Source organism: Bacillus sp. 205(2023), from assembly GCF_037027485.1.
Taxonomy (GTDB): domain Bacteria; phylum Bacillota; class Bacilli; order Bacillales; family Bacillaceae; genus Bacillus; species Bacillus halotolerans.
Genome location: NZ_JAXCHF010000015.1, coordinates 16,040 through 28,077 on the forward strand (window position 1 = coordinate 16,040; position 12,038 = coordinate 28,077).

Annotated in this window: 12 protein-coding genes; 8 read left to right on the forward strand and 4 right to left on the reverse strand. The window is 42.3% G+C overall.

From position 1 onward, the window contains the following. Positions 1-11: 11 nt before the first annotated feature. A complete protein-coding gene (locus WA325_RS19930) occupies positions 12-1,913 on the forward strand; it encodes a PTS fructose transporter subunit IIABC (protein ID WP_336184111.1) in 1,902 nt (633 codons plus the stop codon). Positions 1,914-2,055: 142 nt separating this feature from the next. Continuing rightward, on the forward strand, positions 2,056-2,637 hold the full coding sequence (gene sipT / locus WA325_RS19935; protein WP_044156035.1) for a signal peptidase I sipT: 582 nt from the start codon (positions 2,056-2,058) through the stop codon (positions 2,635-2,637). 35 nt (positions 2,638-2,672) lie between these two features. On the opposite strand, the gene WA325_RS19940 is transcribed toward sipT, so the two are convergent. Next, complete coding sequence (locus WA325_RS19940; RefSeq protein ID WP_010334087.1) at positions 2,673-2,942, reverse strand: hypothetical protein; 270 nt, start codon at positions 2,940-2,942, stop codon at positions 2,673-2,675. Between the two features lie 184 nt (positions 2,943-3,126). Here WA325_RS19940 and WA325_RS19945 point away from each other — a divergent pair, with 184 nt between their 5' ends. Further along, entirely contained in the window at positions 3,127-4,746 is a 1,620-nt protein-coding gene (locus tag WA325_RS19945; protein WP_024121248.1) for an ABC-F family ATP-binding cassette domain-containing protein, read from the forward strand. Between the two features lie 60 nt (positions 4,747-4,806). Continuing rightward, positions 4,807-5,718: a ketopantoate reductase family protein gene (locus tag WA325_RS19950; RefSeq protein WP_101865186.1), complete on the forward strand. Its 912-nt coding sequence runs from the start codon at positions 4,807-4,809 to the stop codon at positions 5,716-5,718. Positions 5,719-5,745: 27 nt separating this feature from the next. Here the strand turns inward: WA325_RS19950 and WA325_RS19955 are convergent, their stop codons facing one another. The 3 genes from WA325_RS19955 to mreBH all read right to left on the reverse strand — a co-directional run bounded on the left by WA325_RS19955 (position 5,746) and on the right by mreBH (position 8,333). Beyond that, the gene (locus WA325_RS19955) at positions 5,746-6,978 is read right to left on the reverse strand and encodes an aminopeptidase (protein ID WP_044156760.1); all 1,233 of its coding nucleotides are present in this window, start codon (positions 6,976-6,978) and stop codon (positions 5,746-5,748) included. A gap of 113 nt (positions 6,979-7,091) precedes the next feature. Further along, positions 7,092-7,223 (reverse strand): protein YkpC, encoded by a 132-nt coding sequence (locus WA325_RS19960; protein WP_105954157.1) that lies wholly within the window; start codon positions 7,221-7,223, stop codon positions 7,092-7,094. Positions 7,224-7,325: 102 nt separating this feature from the next. Further along, on the reverse strand, positions 7,326-8,333 hold the full coding sequence (mreBH, locus tag WA325_RS19965; RefSeq protein WP_024121252.1) for a cell shape-determining protein MreBH: 1,008 nt from the start codon (positions 8,331-8,333) through the stop codon (positions 7,326-7,328). Between the two features lie 281 nt (positions 8,334-8,614). Here mreBH and abhA point away from each other — a divergent pair, with 281 nt between their 5' ends. From abhA to ktrC, 4 genes are all read left to right on the forward strand, one after another. Then, on the forward strand, positions 8,615-8,893 hold the full coding sequence (abhA, locus tag WA325_RS19970) for a transcriptional regulator AbhA (protein ID WP_024121253.1): 279 nt from the start codon (positions 8,615-8,617) through the stop codon (positions 8,891-8,893). Positions 8,894-9,083: 190 nt separating this feature from the next. Continuing rightward, positions 9,084-10,370, forward strand: coding sequence for a two-component sensor histidine kinase KinC (gene kinC, locus WA325_RS19975; protein ID WP_185847999.1), 1,287 nt, complete (start codon positions 9,084-9,086; stop codon positions 10,368-10,370). A 15-nt stretch (positions 10,371-10,385) separates the two neighbouring features. Next, positions 10,386-11,213, forward strand: coding sequence for a gamma-glutamylcyclotransferase (locus tag WA325_RS19980; RefSeq protein ID WP_336184112.1), 828 nt, complete (start codon positions 10,386-10,388; stop codon positions 11,211-11,213). Positions 11,214-11,284: 71 nt separating this feature from the next. Beyond that, entirely contained in the window at positions 11,285-11,950 is a 666-nt protein-coding gene (gene ktrC, locus WA325_RS19985; RefSeq protein ID WP_010334094.1) for a Ktr system potassium transporter KtrC, read from the forward strand. Positions 11,951-12,038 lie beyond the last annotated feature (88 nt).

Consider the following 12,038-nt stretch of genomic DNA (forward strand, 5'->3'; position numbering starts at 1 on the left):
AGGAAACAAAAGTGAAAATAACTGAGCTTTTAACGAAGCATACGATAAAGCTTAATATTGAAAGCAAAGAAAAAGAAAACGTTATTGACGAAATGGTCACAGTTCTTGATAAGGCTGGAAAATTAAATGACAGACAAGCCTACAAAGAAGCCATTTTAAATCGTGAAAGCCAAAGTTCAACGGGTATCGGTGAAGGAATTGCTATTCCGCATGCGAAAACGGCAAGCGTTATCAACCCAGCGATTGCGTTTGGGCGTTCAAAAGACGGTGTCGATTATGAATCACTAGACGGCCAGCCGGCACACTTGGTCTTCATGATTGCAGCGACTGAAGGTGCAAACAACACTCACCTTGAAGCACTGTCAAGACTGTCTACGCTGTTAATGCGTGAAGAAATTCGCAAACAGCTGCTTGAAGCCGAATCAGAAGACGCGATTATTGACATTATCAATCAGTATGATAAAGATGATGACGAAGAGGAAGAAGAAGAAACGGCACCAGCACCAGCCGGAAAAGGTAAAATCCTAGCGGTTACAGCTTGTCCGACAGGTATCGCCCATACTTTCATGGCAGCGGATGCCCTTAAAGAAAAAGCGAAAGAGCTTGGTGTTGAGATTAAGGTTGAAACAAATGGTTCAAGCGGTATTAAGCACAAGTTAACTGCTCAAGAAATTGAAGATGCACCTGCAATCATTGTCGCAGCGGACAAGCAGGTTGAAATGGAGCGCTTTAAAGGCAAACGCGTGCTTCAGGTTCCAGTAACGGCAGGTATCAGACGTCCGCAAGAGCTTATCGAAAAAGCGGTGAACCAAGACGCACCGATTTATCAAGGCAGCGGCGGCGGTTCTTCTGCACAAAGTGATGAAAATGAACCAAAAGCCAAATCTGGCGGCATTGGAAACGCGTTTTATAAGCACCTTATGAGCGGTGTCAGCAACATGCTTCCATTCGTAGTGGGCGGCGGTATACTCGTTGCAATTTCATTCTTCTGGGGTATCCATTCTTCAGATCCGAATGATCCTAGCTACAATACGTTTGCTGCAGCATTGAACTTTATCGGCGGCGACAACGCATTAAAACTGATTGTTGCAGTTCTGGCCGGCTTTATCGCGATGAGTATTGCAGATCGTCCGGGATTTGCTCCTGGTATGGTCGGCGGGTTTATGGCCACTCAAGCGAATGCTGGATTCTTAGGCGGTTTGATTGCCGGATTCCTTGCTGGTTATGTCGTGATTTTATTGAAAAAAGTATTTGTGTTTATCCCTCAGTCACTTGATGGATTGAAGCCTGTGTTGATTTATCCGCTGTTTGGTATTTTTATCACTGGTGTATTAATGCAATTTGTAATCAATACACCTGTAGCAGCATTCATGAATTTCTTAACAGACTGGCTTCAAAGCCTTGGTACTGGAAACTTAGTGTTAATGGGTATTATTTTAGGCGGTATGATGGCGATCGACATGGGCGGTCCGCTTAATAAAGCAGCCTTCACGTTCGGTATCGCGATGATTGATGCAGGCAACTATGCGCCTCATGCAGCGATCATGGCCGGCGGTATGGTTCCTCCATTAGGTATCGCACTTGCAACAACAATTTTCAGAAACAAGTTCTCTCAGCGTGACCGTGAAGCAGGTATTACATGCTACTTCATGGGTGCGGCTTTCGTAACAGAAGGCGCAATCCCGTTTGCTGCGGCTGATCCGCTCCGCGTAATTCCAGCTGCTGTGGTCGGTGCAGCGGTTGCCGGCGGATTAACTGAATTCTTCCGTGTAACCCTTCCTGCACCTCACGGAGGCATATTCGTAGCCTTTATTACAAACCATCCGCTCCTTTACTTATTAAGTATTGTAATTGGTGCTGTGGTTATGGCGATGATCCTAGGTATCGTGAAAAAACCTGTAACTGAAAAATAAGGAAAAAAGCGTCCTGTTACTAAAGGACGCTTTTTCTCTATCTTCTCGCGGCAGCGCGGTTAAGTTATGTATTTTATAATAAATTATGATAAAGTAAAAGAAGGGAAACAACTGACATAGCAATCGTCTAGGAGGAAACACTTTGACCGAAGAAAATCAAACAAAAACTGAAAAAGCGGGGAAGAAAAAAACCAATACGTATTGGGAATGGGGAAAAGCAATTGTCATTGCTGTCCTGCTGGCACTCATTATCCGCCACTTCCTATTTGAACCGTATTTAGTCGAAGGTTCATCTATGTACCCCACTTTACATGACGGCGAAAGACTGTTTGTCAATAAAACGGTACACTATATCGGTGACCTGGAGCGGGGAGATATCGTCATTATCAATGGTGAGACTTCAAAAATCCATTACGTCAAACGATTGATCGGTAAGCCTGGAGAAACCGTGGAAATGAAGGATGACACGCTTTATATAAACGGAAAAAAAGTTGCCGAGCCTTATTTGTCTAAAAACAAAAAAGAGGCAGAAAAGCTTGGTGTCAGTCTTACAGGCGACTTTGGCCCGGTGAAAGTACCGAAAGGCAAATATTTCGTCATGGGGGATAACCGGCTAAACTCCATGGACAGCAGAAATGGCCTCGGACTGATTGCGGAAGATCGGATTGTGGGTACGTCGAAGTTTGTATTTTTCCCGTTTAATGAGATGCGCCAAACCAAATAAAAACGCCTTGCTGGCCTTTGGACAGCAGGCGTTTTTTAATTGGAAAAAGAAGCGACCAATGCAATGCATAATACAGTGACAAATACTGAACCGATAATGGCCAGCACACTGAAGAAAAGATGCACTTGCTTGTTCTCTTTGCCGCGTTTTTCTAATAACCGTTTAGAGAAGATATGTGAGAAGATATAAATCAGGGCGATCCCGATATATAAGCCGATATCTTTGGCGGTAAAGCCAGTTACGGCAAGGTAAAAGCCTGTAAAAAAGATCAATAAGCAATATTCAGTCAGTGTTAAAAGCCTCAATGTGTTCCTCCGAGTAAGAATGTATGTTTTTCCATCTGGATGCATCCTCTTTGCCTTCAATTGTACCACAGCTTCTCCCTTTTAGTGTAGAAGTGTTTCTGCCTGCTTTTATCAGGGAAGCATTTCTCTTGTCTTCCATTCATGGTATACTTTTAATGATGATAGACATGATGGAGGATATTAAATGATTGCTGTAAATAATGTGAGCTTGCGCTTTGCGGATCGCAAGTTATTTGAAGATGTAAATATTAAATTTACCCCAGGCAACTGCTACGGGTTAATTGGTGCCAATGGTGCTGGTAAATCAACGTTTCTGAAAGTGTTATCAGGAGAAATTGAGCCTCAGACAGGCGATGTTCATATGAGTCCTGGCGAGCGTCTTGCCATCCTGAAACAGAACCACTTTGAGTACGAAGAGTATGAAGTGCTAAAAGTTGTGATTATGGGACATAAGCGTTTATACGAGGTCATGCAGGAGAAAGACGCAATTTACATGAAGCCTGATTTCTCGGATGAAGACGGAATTCGTGCGGCAGAGCTCGAAGGTGAATTTGCAGAGCTGAACGGATGGGAAGCAGAAAGTGAAGCTGCGATCCTTCTAAAAGGTCTCGGCATCTCAGAAGATCTTCACACGAAGAAGATGGAAGACCTTGGCGGTTCCGAAAAAGTGAAGGTTCTCTTGGCTCAGGCATTATTCGGCAAGCCCGATGTCCTGCTTCTCGATGAGCCGACGAACCACTTGGACCTTCAGGCAATTCAGTGGCTGGAAGAGTTTCTGATTAACTTTGAAAACACTGTGATTGTTGTATCCCATGACCGTCACTTTTTAAATAAAGTGTGTACACATATTGCTGACCTTGATTTTAACAAAATCCAAATCTACGTCGGAAACTATGATTTCTGGTATGAATCAAGCCAGCTTGCTTTGAAGCTTTCTCAAGAAGCGAACAAGAAAAAAGAAGAGCAAATTAAACAGCTTCAAGAGTTTGTGGCCAGATTCAGCGCAAATGCGTCTAAATCAAAACAGGCGACTTCAAGAAAGAAACTTCTTGATAAAATTTCTCTTGATGATATTAAACCGTCTTCACGCCGTTATCCTTACGTCAACTTCACACCGGAACGAGAAATCGGTAATGATGTTCTCCGGGTAGAAGGATTAACGAAAACAATTGACGGTGTAAAAGTTCTCGACAATGTCAGCTTTATTATGAATAGAGAAGATAAAATTGCTTTTACAGGACGTAATGAACTGGCTGTTACTACTTTGTTCAAAATCATTTCCGGGGAAATGGAAGCTGACAGCGGAACGTTTAAATGGGGTGTGACGACATCTCAAGCGTACTTCCCTAAAGACAACAGCGAATATTTTGAAGGCAGTGATTTAAATCTTGTAGACTGGCTTCGCCAATATTCTCCTCATGACCAAAGTGAGAGCTTTTTACGCGGCTTCTTAGGACGCATGCTGTTTTCCGGTGAAGAAGTACACAAAAAAGCAAATGTTTTATCCGGGGGAGAAAAGGTTCGCTGCATGCTTTCGAAAGCAATGCTTTCTGGCGCCAATATTTTAATTTTGGATGAACCGACCAACCACTTAGACCTAGAATCTATTACAGCGCTCAATAATGGCTTAATCAGCTTTAAAGGCGCTATGCTGTTTACATCACATGACCACCAGTTTGTACAGACGATTGCCAACAGAATCATAGAGATTACACCTAATGGCATTGTTGACAAGCAAATGAGCTATGACGAGTTCCTTGAAAATGCTGATGTGCAGAAAAAACTGGCTGAACTATACGCGTAATAAAAAAAAGCAGAGAATTCTCTGCTTTTTTTGTACATAGAAAAGAAAGGGGACATTAACTTGAAATTTTTAATTGTCGGAGCAGGTGGAGTAGGCGGTTATATTGGCGGACGGCTTGCAGAGAAAGGGAATGCGGTGACGTTTCTTGTCCGCCAAAAAAGAGCTGAACAGTTAAAACAAACGGGACTAGTTATTCATAGTGAAAAGGGTGATGTGTCCTTTCAGCCCGCAGTAATCACTGCAGGAGAAAAAGAACAGTTTGATGTGATCATCATCGCTTCTAAAGCATATTCACTCGGTCAGGTGATCAGCGATGTCAAACCTTTTGTCCACAGTGAATCAGTCATTATTCCTTTCTTAAACGGTTATCGTCACTACGAGCAGCTATTTACGGCATTTTCGAAAGATCAGGTGCTGGGCGGGCTGTGTTTCATAGAAAGTGCTTTAAACAATCTGGGAGAAATCAACCATACAAGTGCGTCGCATCGCTTTGTGTTCGGTGAATGGAACGGTGAGCGCACGGAACGGATAAAAGAGCTTGAGGAAGCATTTGCAGGAGTGAAGGCAGAGGTCATCATTAGCGGGCATATAGAGAAGGACATCTGGAAAAAATATCTGTTTATTGCAGCACAAGCAGGAATGACAACCTTATTTCAAAGGCCGCTTGGACCAATCCTTGAAACAGAGAGCGGGCGGCATACTGCGCGAACACTCATTGGGGAAATCGGCATGATCTTGCGCAAGGAAGGAGTTCCCGCTGATCCAGAGCTTGAAGAAGACAGCTTCCGCACAATGACAAGCATGTCTTATCATATGAAATCCTCCATGCTCCGTGATATGGAAAATGGCCAAACGACTGAAGGAGATCATCTGCACGGCTTTTTGCTTGATAAAGCAAAGCGTTTGTCTCTTTCAACACCAATATTAGAAACAGTTTATGCCAATCTGCAAATGTATGAAGCAAAAAAATAAGAAGGAGGCGAAAGCCTCCTTCTTTATTTAAAAAGCCCAATTTCCATTTCTAAAGATAGGCTCTCTTTTTCCGTCTTCAGTAATTCCATCAATGTTCATATCCTTAGAACCAACCATAAAGTCTACGTGGGTAATGCTTTCATTTAAGCCTTCTTTGACAAGCTCTTCGCGAGACATCTGTTTCCCGCCCTCAATGTTAAAAGCATAGGCACTGCCGATCGCCAGGTGATTTGACGCATTTTCATCAAATAAAGTGTTGTAAAAAAGAATATTTGACTGTGAAATAGCCGAATCGTACGGAACAAGAGCTACCTCACCAAGATAGTGAGAGCCTTCATCTGTTTCGACCAATTCTTTTAAAATGTCTTCTCCTTTTTCGGCTTTAATGTCAACAATACGGCCGTTTTTGAATGTGAGCGTGAAGTTTTCGATAATGTTCCCGCCGTAGCTGAGCGGTTTTGTGCTCGATACAAACCCGTCTACCCCGTCTTTTTGCGGCAGTGTGAATACTTCTTCTGTCGGCATATTGGCCATAAATTCATGGCCGCTTTCATTTACGCTTCCGGCACCTGCCCAAACGTGTTTTTTCGGCAGCTTGATTGTTAAATCAGTTCCTTCTGCTTGGTAATGTAAAGCGGCATAATGTTTTTGGTTCAAATGATCAACTTTTTCATGAAGGTTTTGATCATGATTGATCCACGCTTGAACCGGATTCTCTTCGTTTACGCGTGTGGCTTTAAAAATTTCTTCCCACAGAAGCTGTGTCGCTTCCTCTTCTGATTTGCCAGGGAATACTTTCTGAGCCCAACCTGCTGATGCAGCACCGACGACAGTCCAGCTCACTTTATCTGATTGAATGTATTGTCTGTATGTATGTAACGCTTTGCCTGCAGCTTTTTGGAAGGCGGCAATCCGTTTGGAATCTACACCTTGCAGTAAATCTGGGTTTGAGGATACGACTGAAATGAAAGCAGCTCCTTTTTTGGCAAGCTCTTCTCTGCCTTTCGCTTCCCATTCAGGATACTCTTCAAAGGCTTCAAACGGCGCCAGTTCATATTTTAATTTGGCCACTTCGTCATCCTGCCAATTCACTGTTACATTTTTTGCGCCTTTTTCATATGCATGTTTTACAATCAGACGGACGAAATCGCGCACCTCCGTCGAAGCATTTACCACCACATACTGGCCTTTTTGGACATTAACGCCGACCTCAACCGCCAGCTGGGCATATGTATTTAGTTTCTCTGAAAATGTATCCATCAATCTTTCCTCCTCGTGCTTTTTTCTCATCATATCAAATAATCTCCTATAAAGAAAAGAAAGGAGTGCAAAGAGAAAAACCCAAAACAAAATGGTCTTGGGCTTTTCAACACTTATGGATGATTTATTTTTACAGTGCCTTCAGGCGCATGAGGCATGTTTGCCAGTGAAATGCTCATGCCCCCAAGAATGATTCCGCTCAAAATGGCTGCAATCGCTACCCGTCTTCCTAAATCTCTAAGCATCTGTTTCCTCCTTATCGTTTCTCCATTTCCCACAATATGAAGCGAGAGAGGAAAAAAGAAGCAGGAATTTCAATTACTTTATGAGATTTTGCGAGAAAAGGATTATTTAACCGCTTTTTGGAGCTTATCAATCACCTCTAAAGAACGGCCGGTGCCGATTGCCACGGATTCAAGAGGGTTTGGCGCCACGTGTACAGGTACTACGATTTCTTCTGACAGCCATTCTTTGATCCCGTTAAGAAGCGCCCCGCCGCCTGTTAAAATTACGCCGCGATCGACAATGTCTCCGCTTAATTCAGGAGGACAGTCCTCAAGTGTGGCTCTAATCGCTTCAAGAATATGAAGGAGAGATTCACGCATCGCGTTTTGAATTTCATTTGATTGAAGCATAATGGTTTTCGGTAGCCCAGTTACAAGGTCACGTCCGCGAATTTCCATTGCATCCGGCACATGCTCAATCAATGCATGGCCAATTTCCATTTTAACCTGCTCAGCTGTGCGTTCACCGATCAGCAAATTGTACTTTTTCCGCACAAAAGCAACGATATCCTCATCAAGCTGGTCTCCGCCGATTCTGATTGAATGGCAGGAGACAACGCCTCCAAAGGAAATAATCGCGACTTCCGTCGTCCCGCCGCCGATATCTACCACCACGTTAGCAACCGGCTCGTCAACCGGCAAATCCGCTCCGATTGCAGCTGCCACCGGTTCTTCAATTAAATGGACGTTTTTCGCTCCGCAATTTTTCACCGCGTCACTGATGGCACGGCGTTCTACTGCAGTTGAGCCCGATGGTGTGCACACAACGACATTCGGCTTTCTGAACGACATGCCGATGCTCTTTCCGGCTTTTTTCATGATGTGCTTTAACAAATCAGTTGTCATGTCGTAGTCAGCGATAACGCCGTCTTTCATCGGTCTGACAGCGACAATTTTCCCCGGTGTTTTACCGATCATATTTTTCGCGTCAGTCCCGATCGCAAGCACTGCTTTAGTCGTTGTATCTACTGCGACAACAGAAGGTTCATTTAAGATGATTCCTTTATTTTTGCTGTAAACAAGTATATTAGCTGTTCCTAAGTCAATTCCAATTTCAGTTGATTGAAACATGTTTTCACCCAATCTTTATCCTGATTTTATATGATTCTACATTTAAAGTTTCTAAGAAAAGAAGCGATTTTTGGGGGTGTGCGTCGGGAAAGAAATGTTTTTGTAAAAAACTGCGGAAGGGTGTAACAGAAGTAATACATTTTTCGGTTTTATGGAAAAAATATCTTGCGATTCTTCAAGAAAGCGGGAAACTTTTTCTAAGTTTCGTACGTCTACGATATATTGAGGGACAACCTTGAATATTACATGAAAAAAGAAACATTTAAGGAAGAAGGGTTTTTATGAAATCAATAGGTGTTGTAAGAAAAGTAGATGAATTAGGCCGTATTGTTATGCCGATAGAGTTAAGACGGGCACTGGATATTGCTATCAAAGACAGCATTGAGTTTTTTGTCGAGGGCGATAAAATTATTTTGAAAAAGTACAAACCTCATGGCATTTGTTTAATGACTGGGGAAATCACTTCAGAAAATAAAGAATACGGCAACGGTAAAATTACGTTAAGCCCTGAAGGCGCACAGCTGCTTCTCGAAGAAATTCAAGCCGCTTTAAAAGAATAATATATGTTGAAAAAGGCGGAATGGTGTAATCTCCGCCTTTTTTTGCGTGCCGATTTCTGATTACCGCCGCCTAAGATATGACATCATGAACAAAAGGTAATGAATGATTTGGGATACTTTACATATTTTACTCAATTATTTGTCGAAGAATGGTACAATAAACAGAGAAACACAAGCGGCAGGTGGTCATATGAGAAAATATCAAGCACGTATCATTTCCATTATTTTGGCGATGATTTTTATTATGTTTTGGGATTATTTATTTTATTTTATAGGCAAAAACCCGATTAATTGGCCTGTTGACATTGTGTATACAGCAGTAACGATTTTCAGTGTCTGGATGCTGGCGTATTATGTCGATGAGAAAAAACAGCTGGTCAAGAAAATGAAAGATAATGAATGGAAGTATAAACAGCTTTCTGATGAGAAGAACCGCATCATGGATAATTTACAGGAGATCGTTTTTCAAACCAATGCAAAAGGCGAAATTACATACTTAAATCAAGCGTGGGCAGCCATCACAGGTTTTTCGATCAGTGAATGTATGGGGACAATGTATAATGATTACTTCATAAAAGAAAAGCATGTAGCTGATCACATTAACACTCAAATCAAAAACAAAGCGTCCTCGGGGATGTTTACGGCAAAATATGTGACAAAGAACGGGACGATTTTTTGGGGCGAGGTTCACTATAAACTTTACTATGACCGAGATGAGCAATTTACCGGAAGCCTGGGTACAATGTCAGACATCACTGAGCGAAAAGAGGCTGAAGATGAGCTTCTGGAAATTAATGAACGGCTTGCGAGGGAGTCGCAGAAACTGTCAATCACGAGTGAACTGGCTGCCGGCATTGCACATGAAGTCAGAAATCCTTTAACGTCCGTCAGCGGATTCCTTCAAATTATGAAAACATCATATCCGGATAGAAAAGATTATTTTGATATCATCTTTTCAGAGATTAAAAGAATTGATCTGGTGCTCGGCGAGCTGCTGCTGCTTGCGAAGCCGCAGGAAATTACATTTAAAACGCAACCAATCAATGAAATTTTGAAACAAGTCACGACATTGCTTGATACGAATGCCATATTGTCCAATATTGCTATTGAAAAGAATTTTGGTGAGACGGAAGCCTGTATGATTAAAGGGGACGAAAACCAGCTGAAGCAGGTTTTTATCAATATTATTAAAAATGGAATCGAAGCAATGCCAAAGGGCGGTGTCGTAACGATTTCCACTGCTAAAACAGCTTCACACGCCGTAATAAGCGTAAAAGATGAAGGGAACGGCATGTCACAGGAAAAGCTTGAGCAAATCGGAAAACCTTTTTATTCAACAAAGGAGAAAGGCACAGGGCTGGGGCTCGCCATTTGTTTGAGAATATTAAAGGAACATAACGGGGAATTGAAGATTGAAAGTGAAGCTGGAAAAGGCAGCATCTTTCAAGTTGTTTTGCCTTTGAAATCTGACAGCTGAGAGGGGAAAAACAAGATGAACTCGCTTCTGTTTGTATATGGGACCTTAAGGAAGCATGAAAAAAATCATCATTTGTTATCACAGTCGGCTTGTATCAGTGAGCAGGCGCGGACAAAGGGAAGTCTTTTTAATACGGCAGCCGAGGAACCTGCGGCCGTGTTTGGGGCTGATGGCTATATTTGCGGTGAGATATATGAAGCAGATGCATCGTGTATACATAAGCTTGATCTTTTGTATCAAGGCTACCACAAGAAATCTGTACATGTCGAAACTGATGCTGGAATCAAGGAAGCACTTGTATATTATATGAAAAAAGATGATAATGCTGACTTTGTGAAAATAGGCAGCGGTGACTGGAAAGAACATCAGATGATCAGCAAATCTAAAGATCCCGTGTACTATTTTGCCTACGGATCTTGTATGGACAATGCCCGTTTTCAAAAAGCAGGGGTTGATCATTATTTTCAAGATCCAGTGGGAGGAGTATTAAAAGGGTATACAACCCGCTTTACGTTAAAAAGACCAGACGGCTCAAGAGCGGATATCACTGAAGACGGAGGCACGACAGAAGGGGTGTTATATCGTCTTCCTTTTTCAGCTGTCGCCTATTTGTATAAAAGGGAAGGGGTTGAATCTCTTACCTATCGGCCGGCATTTGTAGACGTTGAAGCAGGGGGAAAGCTCTATACCGATTGTTTAACCTTTCTCGTCCTCCGAAAAGAAGCAGAAACAGCACCTCCTCAGCATTATCAAATCGAGATTGAACGGGGAGCGGAGCTTTATTTGACCCCGGGCTTTACTGAACGGCTTAAGCAGCATATGAATTCGCTGCCAAAAGGTTGATGAAATTAACACTGCCTCAAAAGAATATGTTAAAATTTGATCAATATGATGTTAGGTAAAGGAGCACCACTATGAAAAAAGAATTTGCCGTAATTGGACTCGGCCGTTTTGGTGGAAGTATATGCAAAGCATTGAGCGAAGAGGGCGTCGAGGTCATGGCGATGGATATTGATGAAGATAAAGTCAACGAGTATGCCAAGATTGCATCACATGCCGTCATCGGAGACTCGACCGATGAATCTGTTCTGAAAAATTTAGGTTTGAGGAATTTTGACCACGTCATTGTTGCGATCGGTGAAAATATTCAGGCGAGTATATTAACAACTCTGATTCTCAAAGAACTGGGTGTCAATACGATTACAGTTAAGGCTCAGAACGATTACCATGAAAAAGTGCTGTCCAAAATCGGCGCGGATCACATTGTCCACCCGGAACGTGATATGGCAAAAAGAATTGCGCATAATATCGTTTCCAACAATGTACTTGATTATTTGGAGCTGTCAGAAGAGCATAGTCTTGTCGAGATCGTGGCCAACAGCCGTCTTGCCGGAAATACTCTTCTCGATTTAGATATACGGGCGAAATACGGGATTAATATTGTAGCGATTAAAAGGGGCAAGGAAGTCATCGTGTCGCCGCTTGCGACTGAAGTGATACATCAAGAAGATATTCTCATCGTCATTGGATCGGTTACGGATATTTCACGTTTTGAGAAAAGAGTTCTTCATACGAAATAGAAGAAATATAAGCCGTCCTTAGGGGCGGTTTTTTAATATTATCAGAATATAACAACTTTAATGAACTGAGCGCCAATTTACTAAAATT

What these genes read in the sequence shown, in the direction of transcription:
- kinC (WP_185847999.1), top strand. Translation starts at nt 9,084, where the DNA reads ATGAGAAAATATCAAGCACGTATCATTTCCATTATTTTGGCGATGATT.
- WA325_RS19945 (WP_024121248.1), top strand. Translation starts at nt 3,127, where the DNA reads ATGATTGCTGTAAATAATGTGAGCTTGCGCTTTGCGGATCGCAAGTTA.
- ktrC (WP_010334094.1), top strand. Translation starts at nt 11,285, where the DNA reads ATGAAAAAAGAATTTGCCGTAATTGGACTCGGCCGTTTTGGTGGAAGT.
- WA325_RS19980 (WP_336184112.1), top strand. Translation starts at nt 10,386, where the DNA reads ATGAACTCGCTTCTGTTTGTATATGGGACCTTAAGGAAGCATGAAAAA.
- WA325_RS19955 (WP_044156760.1), bottom strand. Translation starts at nt 6,978, where the DNA reads ATGGATACATTTTCAGAGAAACTAAATACATATGCCCAGCTGGCGGTT.
- mreBH (WP_024121252.1), bottom strand. Translation starts at nt 8,333, where the DNA reads ATGTTTCAATCAACTGAAATTGGAATTGACTTAGGAACAGCTAATATA.
- abhA (WP_024121253.1), top strand. Translation starts at nt 8,615, where the DNA reads ATGAAATCAATAGGTGTTGTAAGAAAAGTAGATGAATTAGGCCGTATT.
- WA325_RS19960 (WP_105954157.1), bottom strand. Translation starts at nt 7,223, where the DNA reads ATGCTTAGAGATTTAGGAAGACGGGTAGCGATTGCAGCCATTTTGAGC.